Genomic DNA, 23,672 nt, shown 5'->3' on the forward strand with positions numbered 1-23,672 from the left:
GTTCACTAATTCATCAACCTCACCCCCGCGCTCGCCACGCCCATCACTTCACTCCGTTCCGTTCTGGGTCGTGCCACTCGCCCCGATATACTGCGACTCAAATTTGACGCCAAGCGAGTACGTCGGCAGAGATTATGACACCGGAAGCGAGCAGATCATCAACGGTCAATTCCGGGGGAATCGACGTTTCATGTGTGCAATACTTAATGGCGCAATGGTGTCCCACTGCTGGACGAGCCAGCAGTGGGACATTGGTTTTGCGGCAGGCTGCGGACGTGTTGCGAATGCAGTAGAGAAGAGACGCTTACTCCAACTCGAATGCGGTTGTCAGCAGTTTGTCCTGCTCCATTTTGTGAGTGGCCGATGAGCCTGTTGCGGGACTGGCAGAGGCGGGGCGGCTGATTCTTTCGAAGGGGAACTTGCCGAGGAATTTCTCTCCGAAGCGAATGCGCAAAAAGCCCCAGGCGCCCATGTTGGACGGTTCTTCCTGAACCCAGTTCACGGGGATCTCTGCCGGGAAATCTGCGAGAAGTTTTTCCAGCTGCAGAGTTGGAAAAGGGTACAACTGTTCGACGCGGACGATCATTGAATGGCGGATGCCGAGTTCTTCGCGACGTTGAATCAGTTCGTAGTAGACCTTTCCGGTACACAACAAAATTTGCTTGACTTCTTCAGTCTTGAGGTCGAGTTGATCGGGGAGAATCTCCTGAAAACGGCCTTCTGCACAGTCTTCAAGGGTCGAAACACACTCTTTGTGGCGCAGTAAGCTTTTCGGTGTCATCACGACGAGCGGCTTCTTCCAGCGACGTAAGACCTGTCGACGCAAAAGATGGAACATCTGAGCAGGCGTTGTTGGCTGGCAAACCTGAATGTTGTCTTCTGCTGCCAAGTTCAGGAAGCGTTCGATTCGCGCGCTGGAGTGCTCTGGACCCTGGCCTTCGAAGCCATGAGGCAAAAGCATCACAAGGCTAGACAAGCGATTCCATTTATCTTCCGCACTGGCAATAAACTGGTCGATGATCACTTGTGCGGCATTGACAAAATCGCCGAACTGAGCTTCCCAGATGGTCAGGCCTTCTGGGCAGTCAAGACTGTAGCCATACTCAAAACCAAGAACCCCAGCTTCAGAAAGCGGGCTGTTATGGATATTCACGTAACCACGTTCATCAATAATGTTTTTGAGCGTGATAAAGGATTTTCCGGTGTCATTGTCGTACAGGACCGCGTGCCGATGGCTGAAGGTTCCGCGACGAACGTCTTGTCCGCTCATTCGGAGTGGCCGTTCTTCATCGAGGAGTGACGCCAGCGCCATGATCTCCGCGCCGCCCCAGTCGAGAGGTTCTTCACCACGAGCCATCGCCTGTCGTGATTCGAGAAGACGCTTGGCTTTTGGATGTGGTTTGAAATCTTCCGGGAGTCGCGTGACTTGATTCAGTAATTCCGTCAGCTTTTCTCGTTTGACTCCGGTGACAGGATTGTCCGCTTCCTCGGCTGGACCACCCTGGTAACCTCCCCAAACTCCGCCCCAGTGGTCTACGCAGCGAATGAAATCGTCACGGCGAGCTTCGCTGAGTTCGTTTTCGAGACGTTCGCGACGTTCTTTTTCGATCCGCTGTGCTTCATCACGAGTGATGCCGCGCAGGTTAAGCAGTCTTTCCAGATAGCCTTCGTAAACGGTCGCGTGTTTACGGATTTCCTTGTACATCACCGGTTGGGTGAATGCCGGTTCGTCTCCTTCGTTATGACCGCGTCGACGATAGCAGTACATATCGATGACGACATCCCGTTTGAATTTCTTGCGGAAGTCGAGCGCGAGGGTCACGACCTGTGCGACGGCTTCCGGATCTTCCCCGTTGACGTGGAAGATCGGGATTTGCAACATCTTCGCGACATCGGTCGCGTAAGTGGTCGAACGTCCCTCTTTGGGTGTCGTCGTGAAGCCGACCTGGTTGTTGACGATAATGTGAATCGTTCCGCCGGTGCGGTAACCGGCCAGTTCGCTCAGGTTGAGGGTCTCCTGAACGATTCCTTCTCCGGCAAAGGCTGCATCGCCGTGGATCAGAATCGTTGCTCCCCGTTCTCGTTTGAAATCGCGATAGCGATCCATTTTGGAACGCATACGGCCCAGGGCCACAGTGTTCACAAATTCAAGATGAGACGGATTGAAGCAGAGGGAGAGATGGACTGAATTTCCACGCGAAGTTTCCCAGTTTGCACTGTGACCAAGGTGATACTTCACATCACCACGACCGATGTAGAGTTCGGGGTCGGCATCGTCGAATTCGCGAAAGATGGTTCGTGGAGACTTCTTCATAATGTTCGCGAGAACATTGAGACGCCCACGATGGGCCATGCCGATGACGATTTCCCGGACACCTTCGTTGCCTGCTTTCTCGATAGCCATGTCGAGCAGCGGGATCAAACTTTCGGCTCCTTCGAGAGAGAAGCTTTTTGCTCCGACGAATTTCTTGGCGAGAAACTCTTCAAAGACGACGGCGTCGGAGAGTCGCTGCAAGATGCGGATTTGTTCATCGCGTGCGAGTTTGATGCGGTTGCCCGACTCCTCCATTCGCTGAGCAAGCCAGTGCCGAACCTGGAGACTGTCGATGTGCATGAACTGCACACCGATACTGCGACAGTAGGTTTGCTTTAACCAGTTGATAATCCCACGAAGAGTTCGTGTTGCTGGTCCCCCCACCCAGGAGGTCGAAACATCTCGGTCAAAATCGCTTTCCTGAAAATTGTAGAAGGCTGGATCAAGTTCTGCCGGGCTTGAGCGAGTGGAACCGAGAGGATCGATTGATGCAAGAATATGCCCGCGCACACGGTAATTTCGGATCAACTGATCCAATCGTTCCTGTCGTGATGCTTCATCGAGGCGACTTGCCGGGGCCTCATGCCCGAGCGTGGGCGTTCTGGCTCCGGGGGGATTAAACATGCTTCGGGCAGGGAAGGGGCTTTCAGGGCTCCATCCACTAGTGAGGCGGGAGTCTCCATTCTTGACAGTGTCGAAATATTCTCTCCACTCTGGCGAGACGGAATCTCGGTCAATGAGGTAACTTGAGAAAAGTTGCTCAACAAATACAAGGTTTTGGCTGTTGAGCGGAATCACTGGGGAAGACACGATGAGTGCTCCAAAATGTGCACAAGGGATGAAACATAAGTCTATCTTGAGATTTATGCCTCAGCGAGCCGGATTTCAATGCCGACAGATAGAAAACAGACTGAAATTACCAGTTTCAGTCAAAGTGTGCGATGGGGAAGGGACAACTTCACTTTTTTGCGATTCTTCGGGGAATTCCGAGAACGAAAAATTTGTCGAAGAGAATCTTGAAGTTGATCCGAAGACCAGAAGACGACCTTTCGAAGAGTGAGACGATCTGTCGCTGAAGGAGAGTCAGAAACTGGGCTGGTTGTTCACCATCGTTTAGGGGACGGCGAGCATTTTTCATAGAGTTCAGAGCATCACGATGCTCGTTCCATCACCATGATCCTCTCTCATTGCTGAAAATTACTGTTACAAAAAAATCCGCAGCATCTGTTTGCGTTTGCTCGATCGACCTGATCGAGTAGCTTATCTTGCTGACTATTGTCTGTTTATTTCGAATCCAACGTCACTCAATACGACCCGTTGCCATGGCTCAACAGCGACTTGCAGGGATTTTTACCCCAAATCTGGTTCCTTATGACTCCAATCAGGAGATCAACGAAGGGGAATTGCGTAAGTACGTCGACTGGTTGATCGAGCGGGGCGTTCACGGATTGTATCCGAACGGTTCGACTGGCGAGTTCACGCGCTTCACCCTGGAAGAGCGAAAGCGGATCGTCGCGATCATCGCTGACCAAACTCGTGGTCGAGTGCCGATTCTGGCAGGAGCCGCAGAGGCGAACGTTCGGGAAACTTTAAAGGCTTGCGAATACTACGCCAGCTTGGGGGTCCGCGCAGTCGCGATTGTAGCTCCGTTCTATTACAAGCTCAGCCCTGCGTCTGTTTATGCGTACTTTCGGGAGATTGGTCGCAACACGCCGATTGATGTCACGCTCTACAACATTCCGATGTTTGCCAGCCCGATTGATGTCCCGACTGTGCAGCGGCTCAGTGAAGAATGCGAACGAATTGTCGCCATTAAGGACTCTTCGGGGGAAATTCCACATATGATCAGGATGATTCAGGCGGTTCGTCCGAATCGGCCTGAGTTCAGCTTCCTGACTGGTTGGGATGCCGCGCTGATGCCGATGCTTCTGGTCGGATGCGATGGCGGAACGAACGCTTCGAGTGGGGTTGTGCCAGAAGTGACTCGCAAACTGTACGATTTAACCCTCTCTGGACAAATCGAACAGGCAAGAAAGATTCAGTACGATCTGGTCACACTCTTCGACACCATGATCTATCAAGCAGAGTTCCCCGATGGGTTCCGAGCAGCTGTTGAACTGCGTGGGTTTCAGATGGGGCGTGGACGGCAACCACTTTCCGATGAACAACTCGCGGACCTTTCGACACTCAGCCGAACCTTGCAGTGTATGTTGTCTGAACACGGGTTTACCGATCAGCCGGTGGGCGGATGTCCACTTCCATCCGGGCAGTCAGGTGCTCCCGATGTGAATGAGATTGTCGGGACCGTTGTTTCCGAGTTAAAACGACGCGGGTTGATCTCTTAAACGAGTGGAATCCTTAGCTGTGTGAGACCTTTTCGCTGTCGACTTGATGTGGACAGCGAAACGGGATTCCTAAGTCGTAGAACGCTTTCAAATCGGCTGGAAACTCTTCGAATGGCAAACTAGTATCTCTGCGTATCTATTTGTCATCAGTGCTTTTGTTTATGTTGAGGGATTGGTTTCGAGTCATGCCCACCGTTACATTCACGAATCTGAAAAAGAAGAAAATCGTCGTCCCAGAAGGAGCGAATCTTCGCCGTGAAGCCCACAAAAACGGTGTTTCGATGCACGAAGGCATTCACCAGGTTCTCAATTGTCATGGCAACGGCATGTGTGGCAGTTGCCGAGTTCGCATTGTTTCAGGGGGAGAAAACCTGAAACGTAAAAAGTGGTGGGAAAAAGTCTTGCTGCTGCTGAACCCGATGTGGTTGTTCGCTCGAATCGGGCACGAAGATGAGATGACCCTCGCATGTCAGACCCGCGTGATGGGTGACTGCGAAGTGGAATCGACTCCGCCGATGAACTGGAGCGGCGAAGAGTTCTGGGTGTAATCGCTGATTCTTTTGCAGCGAAACAGTGAATCTTACTACGAATCTTGATGTGCGAAATCGATCTGGCTTCGCGCGCTGAGTCTTCCTTTCTACGATGATTTGAATATCTGCGCTGAATTCGCGTCGTTCGTTCACATTTCGTAGATTGTTATTCCACATGGCTCAACTGAACCCTGATGAGATCAATGTCATTCTTGCGACCGACTGCGGAAGCACGACGACGAAAGCAATTCTCATTCAAAAAGTCGACGGAGTTTACAGGCAAACTCATCGTGGCGAAGCTCCAACGACGGTTGAAGAGCCGGTCGCGGATGTCACAGTCGGCGTCATGAATGCTGCCACCGAAGTCGGTGAACTGGCGGGTCGGCGACTGGTTGACGACGATGGCAACATCATTCGGCCTGCGACTGAAAATGAAGGTTGCGATATCTATATCTCAACTTCGAGTGCCGGAGGTGGCCTGCAGGTTCTGGTGACAGGTGTGGTCCGTGAGATGTCGGCTGCCAGTGCGGAACGGGCTGCTCTGGGAGCGGGAGCTATTGTGCTCGACCTGATTGCGTCGAACGATCGGCGTCGCCCACATGAGCAGATTCAGCGAATCCGTGAACTGCGTCCAGACATGGTTGTGATGGCTGGCGGGACCGATGGCGGGACCGAGAAGCATGTTGTTCAGATTGCGGAACTGATTGCACCGGCGAAACCTAAGCCACGCTTTGGCAATACCTATCAGATGCCGATCATCTTTGCTGGAAACAAAGAAGCGGCGCCGAAGGTTAAGGAAACCTTTGACGAATCAATCGCACTCTCAATTGTTGACAATGTGCGGCCGACCTTGGAATTCGAAAATCTGGAGCCAGCTCGAGATAAAATTCACGACCTGTTCCTCGAACATGTGATGGCTCATGCACCCGGCTATGAGCGACTGATGAAACTGACCGATGCTCCAATCATGCCCACTCCGGGAGCGGTGGGGAATATCTTGCAGCAGATCGCCAAAGCAAAAGGGATCAATTGCGTTGGCGTCGATATTGGAGGAGCGACCACGGATGTATTCAGCGTGTTCGACGGAGCTGACGGCAAGCCAGTCTTCAACCGAACGGTGAGTGCGAATTTAGGGATGAGCTATTCCATCTCGAATGTCTGTTCAGAAACGGGGATGGAGAATGTCCTCCGCTGGGTAGGGCAGGCGATGGATGAACGTGAGCTGCGGAATCGAGTGAAAAACAAGATGATTCGCCCGACGACAATTCCGCAATCGGCAGAGGCTCTTGAGTTTGAACAAGCGGTCGCCCGCGAAGCATTGCGGTTGGCGTATTTACAGCACAAGGAATTTGCGACAACTCTCAAAGGGATTCAGCAGCAGCGGACTGTTGGTGATACGTTCTCTCAGGAAGGGGGAGGGCGTTCGATTGTCAATAATCTGAAATTGAATCTGCTCGTCGCCTCAGGAGGAGTCCTTTCTCATGCTCCTCGAATGTCACAGACCGCGCAGATGATGATTGACGCCTTCGAGCCAGAGGGGATCACGGAGCTCGCGAAGGATAGCATCTTCATGATGCCGCACTTGGGTGTGTTAGCGTCCGTTCATCCGCAGGCAGCGATTGAAGTCTTTGAGCGAGATTGCCTGATCCAACTGGGGACAGTCATTGCTCCGAAGGGGACTGGAAAGCCGGGCAAAAAGTGCTTCAGCTACCGGATTACTGGTGAAAGTTTGAACGAGTCAGGCGAGATCACAGTTGGTGATTACGTGGTGTTCGAACTGGGACTGGATCATACGGCGAAGGTCGAACTCAATCCGACGCGTGGCTTTGATCTTGGAAACGGAGCTGGTAAGAGTCTCGAAGCGACTGTTCGTGGTGGAACAGTCGGACTGATTCTTGATGGACGTGGACGCCCGATCTGGCCAGTCTGATTTAGCGGCCAGGTACGTGGGGCGTCGAATCATTGGTGCAAAGCAATGGGCTCGTCGCTGACCCAGCTTGCTTTGGGGAAAGTGGTGATGCGACGAAGTTACTTTGCTCCGAGTTGAGTGCTGCCGAGTCCTTTTCCGGATTCTGGCCCGAAGACGTATTTGGGGACGTTGAAATTCAACAGAATTGAAGTTGCCTTCTCCCACATCTTGGCGTTGAGTTGCTGATTGGCCTGATTGATGGCAGCTTGTCCCGTCACTCCCTCGTCGAGGTCAACGCCACCTGTATTGTTTGCAGAGATGGATCGCTGCCAGAGAGTCTGATTGTCTTGAATAATTGAAAGCGTCCAGGTGACTCTTTCTTCGTCGATGTCTGAACGATCGCTGAACGACGGGCCAATTCTTCCAATGCTGATGCCGCCACCCGTTTTCCCCTGGCTTCCACGGACAACCAGTTTCAGCTTGGCAGCCGAATCCACGGTGATGTTGTTTTCGGCAAATTTCGACCGCAGCGATTCTTTTACATCAGCGGCAAAGTTACTGCTTCCCGGAGGAACCAGAACTTGAATATCCATTGCGATGGTCCCGCCAGAAGAAAGGGCAATTTCGTTCGGCGGATCTTTGGTTGCCAGAGCATTGATCGTTTCCGTCGTCGGCAGACTTTGCGATTGAAGAGTCATCGGTTCGCGGTATTTCTCTTGCGACAAGTAGAACTGCATTTCGCCGGGACCGGATTGCACGCGAACTCCGTTAAGCTGGTAGATCCAGGCGACGGCCCGCTTTTCAATTGAGACGCAGTAACCGCCATCGACAAGCAAGAAGCCTGCCTGCGGCCAGGTCAGTTGGCTCCCGGAGAGCGGGATTGGAAACGTCGTTTCAACCACTCCGGAGTCAACGCCGAGAATTGCGATTTCACCGCCACCATTCGGTGAACTGTTGATCGCAATTTTGTCTCCCTGTGCATTGAATGCGATTGAAGTGAGGTCACCATTCAAGCCTAAGGAAGGCAGGTAGCCTTCAATTTTTCCGCTCTCGGTGTTGATGAGCGATAAGGATTGCTTTCCAAGTACGGCGAGATATTTCCCGTTCGGGCTGAAGACTGGCCAGGAGTTTAAAGATTGTATGGGAATTTCGTAGAGCGATTCATGTGTGGAAACATTCCAGCAGGAAATCTGACCTGCTGTGGCGGTCAACACGCGGTCTTCATCAATGAAGTCCGCCCAGAGAATTGGGGCTCCGCCATCACTGCGGCCCTGACCGTAGGGGATGAAGCCGGCGATGTGTTTTTTCTCGTTCGTATTCCAGATGTCAAATCGATTGAATCCGTCGAAGTCTCGAGTGAGGACTTTCTCCCCGGTGGGTGAGGCAGCCATGAAGCCAGAGGGGAAGGAGAAATCAAAGCGGTTCTTCGTTCCCGATCCATTCAGTGGGCAAGCAAAGACCCAGCTTTTCATCGAGTCGGAATCTCGTACTTCTCCGTTCCAGATTCTCGTCGGTTTATCGGTATACCCCAGCACAGCGCTCATGCGGTTTCGAGTGATCACAGCATGGTGTAAGTTTTCAGCGGGGAGTCCATCGATCTTCACAGCAGGAGTCGCAGCGATTTCTGCAGGATCGGGGGTGACGTTCCAGGTCGCTTCGGTGACTGGCTCGATCAGTTTTGAGTTCTCTCGTTTCATCTTCAAAGCAGAAGGTTTGTCTCCCTCGGTGACGGTCGCAAATGGATTGTCCGCCGCGACCACTTCTGTCTTGATTCGTTCCGCTTCCCAGCGAGTTGGGTTTGCTGGAATTTCGTTGAGGTCGAATGCGACAAACTGCTTCTTCTGCAAGACGCCAATTTTATCGCCACCGATCGGTTTGACTCGATAGCGAACTGTGGAAGAGATCAGGCGGGTTCCCTGTCCGGTTTGTGTGTCAAAGATTCCTTTCCCATAGAGCAGGATGCGACGTCCATCGGGGAACCAGTCCACTGCGGGGCCTTGGTATTTGGTGTCTCCATCCACGGCACGGCTGAGTTGAGCATCTTTGGTATAAGAGGCGAGAAGCTGACCAGAAGCGACTTCCCAGACTTGAATCCAGGTGTTCCACGGACCTTCGAGAAGGACCGCCAGTTTTTTTCCATCAAGAGAAAAACTGGTCGCGATAAATCGGATCGTACCAATCCCCGACAATGAAATCTGAGCGGCTGTCTCGCCAGTGGTGAGATCATAAAAACGAATATCGTTCTGGAAATTTTGATTTCCAGGGGCTGCGAAGTAACGGCCACCCGGGCTGATCGCAAATGGATGTCCGGGGTTCCACGAGCGGCTGATTGGTGAGGTCGGTATCTCAATCGTTCGTTCCAGCTTTAAGTCCGGGGTCGTCCAGACTGAGAGCTCTGAACGGTCATAATAGACCAGTCGATTATCCGCTGCGAAAAAGAGTGAGCCGGTTTCACCGGGGGCGAACTCTTTGTCGATTTGTCCGATCGCAGTTCCTTTTTTGACGTCAAACAGGCCGATGATCGAGGTGTTTTCCGGTCGTGCAGCAAAGAGCAATCCATCGGCACTCAAAGCCATGAGTTGGCTTTTCTGCAACTGAATTTTTTTGACGATCCCGCGACGCTGTTTAGGTTCCAGACTCCAGATCTGCCGGTTGTGTGAGGGGAGTTCGTTGAGTCCGAGCCCTACATGGAGCGACGGCATCAGCGGATGGAGGACTTTCATCGGAGTGTAGAAAGGTGTGCCTGCCACTTCCGCTGACGGAGCATCGATTTCGACAACGGTCGCTTCGTCAATTTCATACGGTTGAACAGGTTCATCGACTCGTAATCGCCAGGGGATCATTTCCGCTGATCCCGTGCGATCATGGACGCTTCGATATTCTGCGGGGTCGAGTTTCACACTGTGAAGGTAGCCGAAGGAGCGGTTTGTCGCAGGAGGTCCACCGATTGTTGGTGGTGCGCCTGTCGTGAGTTTCTCAGCGACTGGTAAATTTTTCTGAAAGTGAATGAGAAACTTCTTGGCGATGCTTATCCCGTGACTGATTTCATGTCCCCGATTTGCACCGAATGACATGAATCCAAATCCACTCGTGTCGTATTTCCTCGCGAAGTGGAGCTCTGCGATTTGAGCACGCTTGATCGCTTCAAGGAGACTTTCCAGTGAACTCGATTTCAGCTTTTGAGCTTCGCTCACATCCGGACTTGGAAGCGCCAGTGCTTTTTGAGAAAGCGGACTCATGAGCTGATAGAGTTGCTCGGTTCGCTTCAGTTCGACTTGCTGTTCTCCGCTCCCGGCAAGGCTCTCATATTCGTTGCTCATCCCGTTCAGGTATTCGGCTGTACTGCGGATGTATTCGTTCGCTTTAGCTGAATCGAACTTGCTTACTGATCCGCCAGTGCTGCCTCCGCCTCCTCCAGGTGAATCGGCCGTAGGTGGTGGGGCATCTTCACGACCATATGGATCGGAGGAGTCACCGCCGCCACCACATCCAAGGATGCAAAGGATCAGGCACAGGAAGGCGTATGGGCCGATGGAGTGCAGTGACATCTTCATTTCCATCTTTATGAAAAGTTGAATGAATTCAATTGGAATGCAGAGTACAGATTTGTATCTCAGGAAACGATCTTACGAGTGTAAGCTTGTGCCGACAAGTCCGGTTTGGAATCGAACCGAAAAGGACGACGACTGTATCTTTGCAAATCGTTTGCCGAGAAGGCAAACGAGTATTGAATGAGAAATTGCGAGAGACCCGAATTTGCCCCAGCCTCATGAATTAGAGCAGCTTGCTCTACCGTGTGCCCGTGAAGAACACAGTTACCTAGAACTGATCCTGAAACTTGAAATCGCTCTCTCAAACGTTGAGGAAAGCATCTATTCCAGAGGTTTTCAGACTGATTCTAGTAAAAAAGTTGTTCACCACGAGGCAGATCCTGCAAACCAATTCGAAAGATGCTTTAGAATTTTTTAGCGCAGTTTGCCCGACAGCGTGGCTATGAAGAGCACGCTGCAACCGTTGAAGTCGTTGTTCGAAGTTGTCGTTCGCAATTTCAACGGTTGCATGCAACGAGACTGTTCGCGTAGATCTATTTCAAAACAGCTTTAGATTGATTTTCTAAGTCCCAGTCCGACGGGAAGCGACTCTCCGAAGGCCATTTCTTCTTCACGGCTGCCGAGTTGACCACCCGATTGTACGAGCTCAATGAAGTGCGTCGTCGATTTCTGTTCGGTGAGCCAGACAACGATTTTATCTCGCAATGAATCGTCGATGTCGCGGTAGCGGTCGCCAGTTTTACGTGCGAGCTGCATGACGGCAAAGCGTCGTTCGGTTGTTGTTTTTCTCGGGATCATCAGCTGGTTGATCCAGTTTTCAACCACCTCAATAGGAACAACTCCATTGAGTGGACCGTAAAACGGTTGACGCGCTCCGAGTCGACCAATGGTCCACAGCAGCGCCGGTTCTATCGCCTTGCTGTCGTGTTCCTCCAATGTTGCCAGGGCGAGATCACCCGCTTCAATTTTCATCTTCAGTGGCAAGCGTTCGAAGGAGCCGATCATTCTCCACGATTCGGAAACTTCGTGAGTATTCCCACGTCCGAGGAGTCGTCTTTTGTTCCTTTTTCCGGGGCGTTTTTTCTTGTCAGCTTCATCCAGCTCCGCTTCGAGTTCGAGGGCACGCTGATACTTTTTGACTTTATCTCGCATGTTTGTCACCACAGGCAGCGCGAGAGCGATTTGTTGTCCTGTTGGCAGGCCGCCAGCGATACGCCGCCAGAGAATCCACCATTCGGTGAGCGAAGTGGAGCCGGTGAAATTGAGTTTTCCCTTGAGCCCTTTCCAAACTTCCATCACGCGCCAGTCATCCATGGCGACACCGAAGCCGGGGCGCAACGAGTAGCCCAGCAGGTTAAGCCAACGGGATTCGTGGTCTGCACTCAGGGTGCGGGAAGCTTCGCACTCCATCAGTTCGTCCCACATTTTTCGGAGCAGTGACGGAGGCCAGTCTTCCTTCGACATCTGCAATGTTCGGGCGAGACGTTTTGCGATCCCGCTTGGCTTTTCAGCTGCTTTGCGACCGAATGAATTCTGAATGACAATCGCTGCGGCATCGAGGACTTGCTGATCCAGAACTCCTGCTGCCTCACCTTCGCCGGTATGGCCTTCCAGATCGGTTTGAGTGGCGGAGCGGACATCGAACTGCAATTGCCAGGAGCGGCTGCCTTCCTCTTCGCTGCACCAGAGTTGCAAAGTCCCGATTTCGTTCAGCTTGGCATGCACGACTACCGGGATCGTGACTGCTTCCTTTTCTTTTCGTGAACGGAGTACTGTTCGAATCGGCGGGAGCGCCGACATTTGCTCGCGCTCAATTTCGATCAGTTCACCAGGAGAGTCGGTGAGCCGTGTGCTGGAATAGAAGAGAGGAAACTCAACCGGAGAAGCGACTCGCAAGTCGAATTCAAAATCGTCGAGTTCTGCTTCGAAACCGGGTTCCGCACCTGCTGGCATCAGTGTCAGTGCCTGAAGCTGAGCTTCGCCATCTTCTTCGACACCAACTCCTAGATAGTATGTTCGAGGTAGCCCAGCTGCGATGCGGACACCTTTGCCCCGTCGCACCATGCCGTAGTATGCCGCTCCGCGCGAGACCGCGAGGTCGTGGCGTTCGTTCTCTAAAATGTTAGGAGCCCAGTCGCTGTCGTCGCCCCGGAACCATGTCTTGATTTGATGAACGATTCGCTCTTGAATGAGCGGTGAAAGAAATGCTCCACCATTGAACAGAACAACATCGGGGCGAGTCGCTCCGAACTGTTGGTCAGCATCTTCTTGAACATGGTCGGAAAGAAAGGATGCCAGGTAACGGGTAATCCCAGCGTCGGCGGCGTAAGGGAGTCCGAACTCCTGAAAACCGGAGCGAACTTGTTGCGGCTTTTCATGGAGGTCTGCTTCGGGGAAGAACCCGGAGAGCAAGAGATTATGGACTTCGTCTCGCTTCAGTTCACATTGCAGTCCATCGCCGATCAATTTCGATCCACCACCGGAAAGTGAGATGGAGTAAGATTCGGGAGCGTCGGGACTGAGGAGGGTTTCTTTGGCGTGTCGGCAAATGCGAATCAAACTTCCCCACTGACGGGGCGAGAGCTTGCCTGCCTGATCGAGTTTCTGTTCGACATGTTGAGCCAGAGCAAGATCGAGGTTGTCTCCTCCGAGGATAAGGTGATCTCCGACAGCGACGCGATGGAACTGAACTTTATCATCTTCGTCGCTGCGCACGCGAATCAATGTGAAGTCGGATGTTCCGCCGCCGATGTCGCAGACTAAAATCGTTTGGCCGGGAGAAACGAGTTCGGCCCAGTTTTCACTATTGGAATTGATCCAGGCGTAGAAGGCGGCTTGTGGCTCTTCAATGAGGAGAACGCGGTTGAGGCCCGCTTTTCTGGCTGCTTCGACAGTCAGTTCCCGGGCGACTTCATCAAACGATGCGGGCAGCGTGACAACGACATCCTGTGCTTCAAGTGGAGCATCGGGATGAGCGGCGTTCCAGGCATCTCGAAGATGGCTCAGATACTTTGAACTGACTTCAACCGGTGAGAGCATTTCGACTTCAGAGGAGCCGTGCCAGGGAAGCAGGGGAGAAGTTCGATCAACACCCGCATGGCACAGCCACGATTTTGCGGATTCAATGACTCGACCGGGTACAAGCTTGCCTTGCTCACGAGCAAACAGACCAACGACTTCAGATGCGTTGCTGTCGTCCCATGGCATCGAGAGCGAGTTTTCGCTGAATTCGTCCTGAGCAGCCTGATAGTGAAACGATGGCAGCGTTTCGCGGGATTCGACCTGCCCCGGAGCCACAAGTTGTGGCACAGCAAAGGTTTCGACCTGCCAGTTGTCTTGCTGGGTGTCAACAAAACAAAGGGCGGAGTTGGTCGTGCCGAGGTCAATTCCAACGACAAAGCGGCTTTCGGCGGAGGTCTCTACTTGGGGTTCAGCAGTCATTGATTTCAAACTGGTCAGGTCTCAAACGTTTGGCGGAATTGCCAAGCGGCGGAGAATAGCAGTTTGAATTGGAGACTTCACGGGTGAACAGTTTCATTGGTGGACGGTTTGTCGGATATTTGAGGTCTCCGCCAAAGAATCAGGCGATCTCAGGAGCTGCAGCTTTGACCAAATCGCGTTCTTCTTTCTTCTCTTCGACCTCGTGAAGCGTCAGGCCGGATTTGACGAAGTAGATCAACCCAACGATCGTGACCGGGACATATTGCGTCATGTGGTAGTAAATCGATGAGGCAAAGATGGCAGCTTCTCCTTTTTCACCTTGAACGAACAGCAGAAGCACAGCAGCGAAACAGAGTTGCATGACTCCGAAATATCCGGGTGAAGGGAACAACGCGACACCAATCGCGACGACACCGGTCAGCACCATGGCAATTGTCGGATTCGTCGGGAGTCCGAAGCTCCATAAGGAGAGGCCAATCAGTAAACAGTTCAGGCCCCATTTGACGAGGGAAATCCCCAGCATAAAGAAAACCAGCCGAGCACTCTTGAGTGCGGACATTCCCTGCGCCCCTTTTTCAAGAAGCCGGCAGACTTTGTCCGTCAGTCCGTGAGGAATGATGCGCAGCGAGTGCGCGACTTTTTCCACGAAGGCCACAAACGGAGCTGTGAACATCACGTAAGCCAGGCCAGTGAACACGCCGATCACGGAGAGTCCGGCCAGAACCCAGGCCTGTTGCTGGATTTTCGGATCGACTCCTTCGATGAAAACCAAGCCGATGCCGAGATAGAACAGCACCGCGATGAGATCAAAGAAGCGTTCGAGAACGAGGCTTGAGACAGCTACTGAAAAAGGAACCTTCTGTTGTTTCGAAAAGACAAAGCAGCGAGCGACTTCTCCGATTCTGGCAGGCAACACGTTGTTCAACGAAAAGCCGATCATGATCGGCGGTAGCAGATCTTTGACCGGGCGATAATTACCCACGGGAGCGAGCATGATTCGCCAGCGCCAGGCTTTGAGCCAGTAGAAGACGATCAACGTTCCCCAGATGAGTGGCAGGGAGCGATAGTCCGCCTGCTGAAAAGCGTTGACGACCTGATTCCAGGCGTCTTCGTTATCGAACAGTGGACGGGCTGCCAGCCACATGCAGACGACTGCAATCAGGATTCCGACTGTCAGCGTGAATGTTTTCGTCTTGTAAAACGGCGTCTTGCCGGTCATTGCATGGGAACCCTTGAAGTGGTCATCGAACTGGAATCACAAAATTTCGCAACTTGTACTTATATCACTTTTCGACATCGCGTTCGCGTTTTGCCTCGTCGCAAACTGCAATTTCACAAGACTGATCTCAAAATGTCTTGAGCTATACTCTGGCGATCGCTCTGGAGCAAATCTAAAATTCGTCTTCACAGTTCTGTCTCGTGGCAACAGCGTGTGGACTTGTGGAAACGTACTTCGCGGACAAGGAAAGCATTGAAAATGCTCTAAGCTTTCGCACCCGCGAGTTTGTGGATGTGCTTCCAGTGTGCCGCAGTGACCGGTTGAACGGACAGGCGCGAACCACGTTGAAGCAGCATCATTTCGGCGATTTTCACTTCTGCTTTGAGTTCGTCTCTGGTGACAGGTTTATCAAATTTTTGAATGAGTTTGATATCCACCATATACCATGTAGGGTTCTCGGGGTCGCTTTTTTCATCATAGTGATGGTCGTTTTTATCGAAGGCGGTATGGTCAGGGTAGCCCGCTTTAACGACTTCAGCGGTCCCAACGATTGCCATGGGCTTGGCGTTGCTGTGGTAGAAGAAGACCTGATCACCGACTTTGATGTCGTCTCGAAGCAGGTTCCGCGCCTGATAATTGCGAACGCCATCCCAGCAGGTGGTCTGGTTTTTGTCTTTTTCGAGATCGTCAATCGAGTAGGAACTCGGCTCTGATTTAAACAACCAGTATTGTTTCTTATTTGAAGCTTTTTTCGCCATCGCCAGACTTTCGTAGCCGTTGAGAGGATTTGTTGACATTGCAACAGACGTTTACGGAATGTAGGCCATCGATGTCGGCACGCCAAGCTTAGCTGAACACTTGAACTCTCCGACAAAAGTCGTTGAAGTTGTGACATCATTTGTTCGGGCACAATCGACATCTTCTGTTGATCTCTCTATCGTGTCACACTTCCCAGTTTTTCTTTAGCTGCAAAGATGTGCAACCGTGTCTAAAACTCGTAAAGCAGGTTTGTTTCTGGTTTTCGTGACGGTCTTTATCGACCTGCTCGGGTTCGGGATCGTCATGCCGTTGTTGCCACGATATGGGCGACATTTTCAGGCCAGCGGATTGCAACTCGGCCTGTTGATGGCCTCTTTCTCAGCAATGCAGTTCATTTTTGCTCCGATCTGGGGCCGCATTTCCGATCGCATTGGACGTCGACCGGTGCTGATTGTCGGTCTGTTAGGGTCAACGATTTCCTATGCGTTGTTTGGATATGCAACTTCGCTCGGTAGCGAGGGGACTCTCTTGGGAATGAGCGCCCTGACTTGGCTGTTCATCACAAGAATTGGAGCCGGGATCGGCGGTGCGACAATTGCAACCGCTCAAGCGTATATCGCGGATGTCACAGGTCCAGAGGATCGTGCGAAGGGAATGGCACTCATTGGAGCCGCGTTTGGGATCGGGTTCACGTTCGGTCCCCTCATTGGTGCCGGTTTCGTCTCAGCTGACCCGGTTGTAAACCTGTCGAATGATCAATTTGCCGTTCTTCAGCGATATGAAGAGGGTGGTTCGATTGATGATGTCGTCGTCGAGATCAAGGAGATCGCTCCGTTGACAGGTGACGATGAAGCCTTGCTGCGGAATGTGATGTCCGACCCCGACGTCGAAGTGAATCCGACCCCAAGTGCCGCGCCGGGATACGTTGCTGCGGTTCTTTCAGCGATTGCTCTGATTTTTGCCTTCTTCATACTGCCGGAGTCATTGACTCCAGAGTCGAAGTCTGTAGCGAGAAATTGGTTAAACGTCGGTCAGTTCACTCAATTGATGGGGATAAAAACGATCGCGATTATTTTGATCGGGATTTTCATCTCAACATTTGCTTTCGCACAGTTTGAGAGTGCGTTGTCATTGTTGACACGCCGCATGGGGATGGCTCCTCGATACAACTTCTATGTATTTGCCTATATTGGATTCGTGCTGACACTAAGTCAGGGAGTATTGGTCCGTCGACTGGTTCCCAAACTTGGTGAATACAAGATGGCCGTTAGCGGTGCGGTTCTCATGACCATCGGTCTGGCACTGATTGGTCTGTCAGGATCCTGGGACTCAACAGCTGCACTCTACTGGGTGTTACCGCTGAGCGTCATAGGCTTTTCTTTTGTCACACCGTCGCTGCAGTCGCTGTTGTCTCGATTAGCATCCGATGATCAACAGGGAGAAGTCCTTGGTGTCGGCCAGAGCTTGTCGTCACTCGCTCGTATCCTTGGCCCAATGGTTGGATTGACGATTGAAGAGACATACCCGTTCGGACCTTACTGGACCGGAGCGGGCGTGATGCTGGTGAGCGGCCTGCTCTTCTTGATGCTGCGGACAGCTGTCTCTGGAGAAAAGAAATCAGAAGATGAAAAGCAGGCAAGCTAGAGCATCTTTCGAATTGGTTTGCAGGTTCTACCTCGTGGCGAACAGTCTATGAAGTCATGAAAGTGAACTTCGCGGGCACGACAAGCATTGCAAACGCTCTCGTTTGTGGGTGCAGAAAACGAGCAGTGCAGCCTCGTTATTTCTTAAGAGCCGCCTTAAGTGCCTCTTCAAGATTCGGATGATTGAACTGAAATCCGTGTGTCGTTGCGACTTCCGGGACTGCCTTCGCGCTGGGGAGAATGAGAGCTTCGCCCATCTCGCCGAGAACAAGTTTGACTGCAAATTTTGGCATCGGGAAAATGGTCGGGCGTGAAAGGACTTTCCCTAAGGTTTTCGTGAACTCACGGTTGGTGCAGGAGTTCGGAGCGGTCCCATTGACAGGACCGGAGATGTTTTCATTTTCAATGGCAAAGTGAAACAATCGGGCGATATCTTCCAGCGAGATCCAGCTCCAGTATTGTTTTCCATCCCCCATGATTCCGCCGACGCACAACTTGAAGGGGGTGAGCATCGCCTGAAGTGCTCCCCCATCTTTCGACAGGACAAGCCCGGTGCGAACGTGAACAGTACGGATGCCAGCATCACGTGCTGGCTTGGCTGCGACCTCCCAATCCTTGCAGACCTCTGGAAGAAAGCCGGTTCCAGCCGCTGCGGATTCAGTCAGGACATCATCTCCACGGTCACCGTAAAAGCCGATTGCTGAAGCGACAATCATCGCTTGTGGAGTATCGTCCATGTTGGCGATTGTGCGGGCGAGTAAGTCGGTCGATTGGATTCGACTCTCGCGGATACGACGTTTTTTGGCCTCGGTCCAACGGCCTTCACCAATGTTTTCGCCTGCAAGATGAACGAGGACATCGCAACCTTTCAGCAACGATTCCTCCATCGATTCTGCAAGAGGGTCCCATTGAATTTCATTCGCGTCAGTCGGTTCGCTGCGAGTCATTTTGATGACCTGATGACCGCTGTTTTCGAGCATTGGAACGAGCTTTCGTCCCAGCAGTCCACTGGCACCTGTGATAAATATCTTCATTGTCTCTGTTCCTCTCGATTCCGATCTCTGAATCAGATGAACCGAAATTCTGTACTGCCGATAACATGCCTGTCACGCTCGCGAAGTTCACTTGTGTGACTTCATTGACTGCGCGCCACACAATACAGGTACACACCGAAATCCACATTCGGCGACTCTGATTAGAGCCTCTTTCGAATTGGTGTAAATGTTCTGCCTCGTGGCGGACAGCAATTTTATTGATGAAACGCGTTCTTCACGGATACACGGTAGAGCCAACTGCTCTAAGAAGAAGTATAGACCGAGATCCATATCTGGCGACTCTGTTTAAGGGTAATCACCATGGCGAGAGGGAAATAAGTGAACGACTTGTCAGTACCCCGGGACGTTTGTGCCGGAGTCCTGTGAGGTTTGCCATTCTTTCTTTGCTGCTCGCTGAAGAGCTTACGGGAGCGTCGTCTGCTTTTCTCCCGGAACAATCGCAGGGAGCCGTCCATAGGAAGATGGTTGCGGAGCGTTGTAGCTTCTTGAAGCTGGCTCGTACTGGCTTGGGTGAGTCTCCTGATAGCCACTCTGGATGATCGGTTGCTGCTGGTAAGAATTTGACTGATTGACCTGATTCGAAGATGAGTGGTAAGGAGGTGGTTCGACAAAGTTCTGATTCGAGCTTGCTGCCCCTGATGTCGTGCGATTATCCCCGGAGGTGCGATCTTGGACCTGTCCGTAGAAGTTTTGATTAAGTGGACGCTGAGCTGAGAAATTTTGTTGTGATTGCGGCTGTGGTTGCGACGGTTGGTATTGCTGTTCTTGATGTTGCTCTTGAAGCTGCTGCCGCCTCTGTGGAAGCTCAGGCGTGTTGTCTGAGGTTGTTCCGTAGGGGAGCATTCCGCCATGTTCTGCCGGAGAACGCAGGGCTGGGGCATTCGGGGCGGGCGTATGAAGACTCATCTGCCTCTGGTTCCATGCTCCCTGCATCTGTTGGTTCAACTGCTGATTCGCTGGCATTCTCTGTTGAGCAAGTTGCTGCTCCATTTGCTGCTGCTGGCTTCTTTGTTGTTGGAGAAGTTGCTGCTGGTGTCCAGGTGTTTGATAATTTTGCTGCTGAAGATGCGCATCGTACCGAGAGGCCGTCCCGAACTGTTCCGGCCTGTTGGTGACTTCTGAAGTTGGAACTTGTTGCCCCATGGAGTTCACAGTCGGCCTGTCGAAGGCCTGCTGAAGATCAACCGGAGCCATGTCTGTCGGGAGGATGCGGTTCGGTTGGGAGTAGCTGCTGCCATTCCATCGTGAATTCGCTCCCGGCTGCTGCTGGGGAGCGGTTTGATTCATCGTGGGAAACATCGATCCCGGTCCGAGTCCCATTCCCATTCGTGCTGCCTCGAGACTCGCTTCTTCAAACGCGTTTCGACTGCTTGGCGCTTTCGGTGAGTTCGTGTTGATTTGCGACGGTTGGTATTGGTCAGACTTTTGATACTGGTTCGAGTTATTGAACTGCTCAGAATAATTGTTGAATTGTTGCGGTGGATTGCTGAACTGCTGCGAGGCTTGCCGAGGCGATGCCGGTGCTCCCGGAGAATTCCGGTTGGGAGTTTCAGTGACGTTTCTGCGGCCTGAATAGACTTGTGCCGGAGTTGATGGCGTCGCAACTGATTGGTCGTTGGTCGGATATTCGTATCCGAGGTTACGCGTTCCCTGCTGTGATGAGGGATTTTGTGGATGGTAACCGACCTGCTGTGCGCGGTTGGTCTGAGCGTTGTTCTGTTGCTCTGGTGTCGAGGCACCGCTCCACGGCTTTTGGAGCGGGTCGTGGGAGGCGTTTTGTTGAGTGAGGTATTGAGTCTGTGAGATCGTGCCTGTTGGAAAACGGCTCCCCTCAGGAGGTTGTTGCGGATTGAAATCTGAATTGACCAATTGCCCAGATGAGATCTGAGGAAGTTGAGTGGGAGACTGTCGCACAACTTGTTGCTGTTGCTGTCTTGCAACTTGCTGCTGCGGATTGGAAAGGTTTGAAATTTCACCTTCACGACCGATGAACAGAGCTGTTCCCTGCGAACGGTTTCCGTTGCCTCTATAGTCCTGACGAGAGTCACGAGGCTGCTGCTGGAAGTTTTGAGCATATTGCTCTCTGGCGTTCAGCGGCTGGGGAGAGCGAGTTTGTTGAGATCCGAGCGAAGATTGGTCGATGGCTCCGGTGGAGCTGTTCATCGATATCGCTGAGCCCTGGTGGTTCTGGTATCGCTCACGATCAATTGCAGCCAATTGATCCTTGAGTTGTTGCTCAGGGGCGTACTGACTGTGCGACTGGTGTTGCATGTCAGGACTGATTCTGGGCAGGCCTGAGAATTCTTCACGGGCCGGTTGTTGAACTCTGCTCATGGCAGCCCTGTTCTGCAACTCTGCCATGCTTGGTTGGTTCGGAGTGGTTTCAGCGTTGGATTTCTGCTGATGTCCAGGCATCAATTTCCCGAGAAGCGACTCTTCTTGTTTCTCTGGGGTCGGCTTGACCTGTTCACTGGCGAGTTGTCGCGCCGCTTCCGAACTCATGATCTTGCTGTACGTGGCCTGCGCTTCACCCGGTCGGCCTTGAGCGAGATAGACGTCACCTAAATGTTTGACAGCATCGGTATTAGTTGGGTCGACTTGAGTCGACCGAAGAAGATATCGCTCACTTTCAGCTAGTCGATTTTGAAGGAGATAGGAATATCCCAGGTTGCCGAGAATTTTGGAATCGCTGGGGGCTTGAGCCAATGCGTACTGATACTGTTTCTCAGCCTCTTTGAAATTCTTTTCAAGATCAGCCACAACTGCCAGCCCATGATGGGCTTCAACATTTTGTGTCGGCTGAAGTTCGAGAGACTTCTGGAAATGTTTTCGGGCTGTCGCGATGTGACGATCATTTTCGTCCTGGTACCAGGCAATGATTTCCTGCTGCCCTAGCTTGATGCTCGCTTCAGATTCCTGTTCAGTTCTTGCAGCTTCCTTTTTGACGTTCTCGACAAATTTGCGCGAGTTCTCCTCGATCTCTTCTTCAGTCATCTCTGCCTTCGACGATTTCGAGCCGAAAGGGAGTGACTTCAGAGAGAATGTGCTCGTGTCCGCTGTCCGACAGCCCATCGTCAGACAAAGTGAAAACAGAATGAGTCTGTTTGTCGGTTTCATAATCGACCTCGGCAATGCCGAATCGTGCCCTTACCCGATTCCAGACCGTTTTCTTCACGCAGAAGCAGCAGGCTAAGAATTGAGTAGTGATTTGAATTCTGGATGTGATTGTTTTGCCCGGAGTGGGCGGGAGGGGAGGGACTCGCCGGGAATTGGCAAGTTGAGATGTTGTTCTAGCGGATATTGGAAAATGTGTCGAGGTAAGTTTTGCGACGTTGGTGGGTGTTGCAACTTGCTGTGATGTAAGGGTTTACGGGACACTTCTTCTCGGTGTCACAATTTATTTGGAGTCGGATGATCGGTAATGTTCCGGATTTCCCCGAAGTATCAGTTTGTTCGATGGCGTTCTTTGCGAACTTGTGTTTTTACTCAGGCCATTCTCCATTGGTGTTGATGGGGCCAGTAGAACCCGCTTTAATGTATTGAATTCCCCACCTGATGTTCCCCAAACATCATACCTATTCCCACCTTATGGAGACCTGCCCATGGTTTTCCTGAACTGGTTCGGCCGAGTCCTGTTCGGCTGCTGTGCAATCGCTGCCGCCTGGAGCGTGTGGTATGTGATCTACCTGCAATCTCATGCTGCGATTGCAGAGAGCGAGAAGCCAAAGCCGGAACAGGTGATCGCTGTCGAAGTGGTCGCTGCTCAGCAGGACATGATAGAAGAACGCATTGAGCTCGTCGGAAACTTGCTCCCCGTCGCCCAAACAGAAATTCGCTCTCGGGTGGATGGGTATATTGTCGAACTCCCTTTCGATGTTGGAGACCGCGTTTCCAGTTCTCAAACGCTTTGCCGTATTGATGACTCTGGACAGCAGGAGGCACTCGATAAAGCGAAAGCAACTCTGAAAGCAGCGGAAGCTCAATTACGCGTTCAAGAGTCTCAGTACCGATTCGCACAAAAAAGTGTTGAGCGTGAAGAGCGACTTGCCTCACGAGGAGCTGGAACGGATGAACAACTCGAAACCGCTTACTCAAACAACGAAATCGCACAGGCCCAGGTCGAACTGGAACAGGCGCGCGTCGCTGAAGCGAAAGCAGATGTGAACGTCCTGGAAATCGGGCTGAAAGATTTTAGTCTCTCAACACCGATTTCTGGATATGTGGCTTCGCGAATGGTCGATATTGGCGACTTGGCTAAGCCGGATGTTCCGTTGATGCAAATTGTTGACCTGGAGACGGTCAAGACGACCGTCAATATCATCGAAAAAGACTATCGGAAAGTCGCAGTCGGACAGGCAGCGATGGTGACTGTCGATGCCTATCCTGAACGGACATTTATTGGTGAGGTCAAACGTATCTCTCCCGTGCTGGATCAGGAAACACGCACTGTCTCTGCTCAAATTGAAATCAAGAATCAGAACTCGTTGTTGAAGCCGGGGATGTATGCGAGAGTCTCGCTGAATTCGGAACAGGCTAAGTCGAGTGTGATTGTACCACTGTCGGCAGTGTTGGAAATCAACGGTCGCGAGGCCGTTTATCTCGTCAATTCCGAGGGAAAGACCGAATTGCGGCAAGTTCGTCTCGGCTCCAGTGATGGCTTGGTCACGGAAGTTTTGGAGGGAGTTGAAGCAGGCGAAATCGTCATTACGCTTGGGAATCGACTCGTCAAACCTGGGCAAGTGGTCATTGCAGAGCAACAGCAGCAGCCCTGGGGACTTGATGAACGAGCGCTTTCAAGTGGAATGAAATCCACAACGGATTCGATTGATGATCCTGATGCTGATCTAATCGCTGATCCAGCAATTGATCCAACTGCAGACAGTGCTCCACTGGCTGGTGAGTGAAA

Annotated in this window: 12 protein-coding genes; 5 read left to right on the forward strand and 7 right to left on the reverse strand. The window is 52.0% G+C overall.

Going from position 1 to position 23,672, the window contains the following annotated elements; translation table 11 throughout:
* Positions 1-304: 304 nt before the first annotated feature.
* Complete coding sequence (locus tag ACN0YR_RS23265) at positions 305-3,124, reverse strand: 2-oxoglutarate dehydrogenase E1 component (RefSeq protein WP_417851606.1); 2,820 nt, start codon at positions 3,122-3,124, stop codon at positions 305-307.
* Positions 3,125-3,636: 512 nt separating this feature from the next.
* Between ACN0YR_RS23265 and ACN0YR_RS23270 the strand changes: the two genes are divergently transcribed.
* The 3 genes from ACN0YR_RS23270 (at position 3,637) to ACN0YR_RS23280 (ending at position 7,119) form a co-directional block, all read left to right on the forward strand.
* Entirely contained in the window at positions 3,637-4,659 is a 1,023-nt protein-coding gene (locus ACN0YR_RS23270; protein WP_417851607.1) for a dihydrodipicolinate synthase family protein, read from the forward strand.
* A gap of 185 nt (positions 4,660-4,844) precedes the next feature.
* The gene (locus tag ACN0YR_RS23275; protein ID WP_417851608.1) at positions 4,845-5,207 is read left to right on the forward strand and encodes a 2Fe-2S iron-sulfur cluster-binding protein; all 363 of its coding nucleotides are present in this window, start codon (positions 4,845-4,847) and stop codon (positions 5,205-5,207) included.
* Positions 5,208-5,364: 157 nt separating this feature from the next.
* Positions 5,365-7,119 (forward strand): glutamate mutase L, encoded by a 1,755-nt coding sequence (locus tag ACN0YR_RS23280; protein WP_417851609.1) that lies wholly within the window; start codon positions 5,365-5,367, stop codon positions 7,117-7,119.
* A 98-nt stretch (positions 7,120-7,217) separates the two neighbouring features.
* Here ACN0YR_RS23280 and ACN0YR_RS23285 read toward each other — a convergent pair whose 3' ends face one another.
* The 4 genes from ACN0YR_RS23285 to ACN0YR_RS23300 all read right to left on the reverse strand — a co-directional run bounded on the left by ACN0YR_RS23285 (position 7,218) and on the right by ACN0YR_RS23300 (position 16,067).
* Entirely contained in the window at positions 7,218-10,646 is a 3,429-nt protein-coding gene (locus ACN0YR_RS23285; RefSeq protein ID WP_417851610.1) for a hypothetical protein, read from the reverse strand.
* A gap of 552 nt (positions 10,647-11,198) precedes the next feature.
* Positions 11,199-14,090, reverse strand: a complete 2,892-nt coding sequence (locus tag ACN0YR_RS23290) for an Hsp70 family protein (RefSeq protein WP_417851611.1) — start codon at positions 14,088-14,090, stop codon at positions 11,199-11,201.
* Positions 14,091-14,229: 139 nt separating this feature from the next.
* Positions 14,230-15,309 (reverse strand): lysylphosphatidylglycerol synthase transmembrane domain-containing protein, encoded by a 1,080-nt coding sequence (locus tag ACN0YR_RS23295; RefSeq protein ID WP_417851612.1) that lies wholly within the window; start codon positions 15,307-15,309, stop codon positions 14,230-14,232.
* Positions 15,310-15,572: 263 nt separating this feature from the next.
* Complete coding sequence (locus tag ACN0YR_RS23300) at positions 15,573-16,067, reverse strand: EVE domain-containing protein (protein ID WP_417851638.1); 495 nt, start codon at positions 16,065-16,067, stop codon at positions 15,573-15,575.
* Positions 16,068-16,293: 226 nt separating this feature from the next.
* Between ACN0YR_RS23300 and ACN0YR_RS23305 the strand changes: the two genes are divergently transcribed.
* Complete coding sequence (locus tag ACN0YR_RS23305; protein WP_417851613.1) at positions 16,294-17,712, forward strand: MFS transporter; 1,419 nt, start codon at positions 16,294-16,296, stop codon at positions 17,710-17,712.
* 136 nt (positions 17,713-17,848) lie between these two features.
* On the opposite strand, the gene ACN0YR_RS23310 is transcribed toward ACN0YR_RS23305, so the two are convergent.
* Together ACN0YR_RS23310 and ACN0YR_RS23315 are read right to left on the reverse strand one after the other, a co-directional pair.
* The gene (locus ACN0YR_RS23310; RefSeq protein WP_417851614.1) at positions 17,849-18,745 is read right to left on the reverse strand and encodes a TIGR01777 family oxidoreductase; all 897 of its coding nucleotides are present in this window, start codon (positions 18,743-18,745) and stop codon (positions 17,849-17,851) included.
* 423 nt (positions 18,746-19,168) lie between these two features.
* A complete protein-coding gene (locus tag ACN0YR_RS23315; RefSeq protein WP_417851615.1) occupies positions 19,169-21,883 on the reverse strand; it encodes a tetratricopeptide repeat protein in 2,715 nt (904 codons plus the stop codon).
* Between the two features lie 485 nt (positions 21,884-22,368).
* Here ACN0YR_RS23315 and ACN0YR_RS23320 point away from each other — a divergent pair, with 485 nt between their 5' ends.
* Complete coding sequence (locus ACN0YR_RS23320) at positions 22,369-23,670, forward strand: efflux RND transporter periplasmic adaptor subunit (protein ID WP_417851616.1); 1,302 nt, start codon at positions 22,369-22,371, stop codon at positions 23,668-23,670.
* Positions 23,671-23,672: the final 2 nt, after the last annotated feature.

The sequence above is a fragment of the Thalassoglobus sp. genome, from assembly GCF_048270125.1.
Taxonomy (GTDB): Bacteria; Planctomycetota; Planctomycetia; order Planctomycetales; family Planctomycetaceae; genus Thalassoglobus.

Coding starts and splice junctions, on each gene's coding strand:
- ACN0YR_RS23270 (WP_417851607.1), top strand. CDS start 3,637: ATGGCTCAACAGCGACTTGCAGGGATTTTTACCCCAAATCTGGTTCCT.
- ACN0YR_RS23275 (WP_417851608.1), top strand. CDS start 4,845: ATGCCCACCGTTACATTCACGAATCTGAAAAAGAAGAAAATCGTCGTC.
- ACN0YR_RS23280 (WP_417851609.1), top strand. CDS start 5,365: ATGGCTCAACTGAACCCTGATGAGATCAATGTCATTCTTGCGACCGAC.
- ACN0YR_RS23285 (WP_417851610.1), bottom strand. CDS start 10,646: ATGTCACTGCACTCCATCGGCCCATACGCCTTCCTGTGCCTGATCCTT.
- ACN0YR_RS23290 (WP_417851611.1), bottom strand. CDS start 14,090: ATGACTGCTGAACCCCAAGTAGAGACCTCCGCCGAAAGCCGCTTTGTC.
- ACN0YR_RS23295 (WP_417851612.1), bottom strand. CDS start 15,309: ATGACCGGCAAGACGCCGTTTTACAAGACGAAAACATTCACGCTGACA.
- ACN0YR_RS23300 (WP_417851638.1), bottom strand. CDS start 16,067: ATGGCGAAAAAAGCTTCAAATAAGAAACAATACTGGTTGTTTAAATCA.
- ACN0YR_RS23310 (WP_417851614.1), bottom strand. CDS start 18,745: ATGAAGATATTTATCACAGGTGCCAGTGGACTGCTGGGACGAAAGCTC.
- ACN0YR_RS23315 (WP_417851615.1), bottom strand. CDS start 21,883: ATGAAACCGACAAACAGACTCATTCTGTTTTCACTTTGTCTGACGATG.
- ACN0YR_RS23320 (WP_417851616.1), top strand. CDS start 22,369: ATGGTTTTCCTGAACTGGTTCGGCCGAGTCCTGTTCGGCTGCTGTGCA.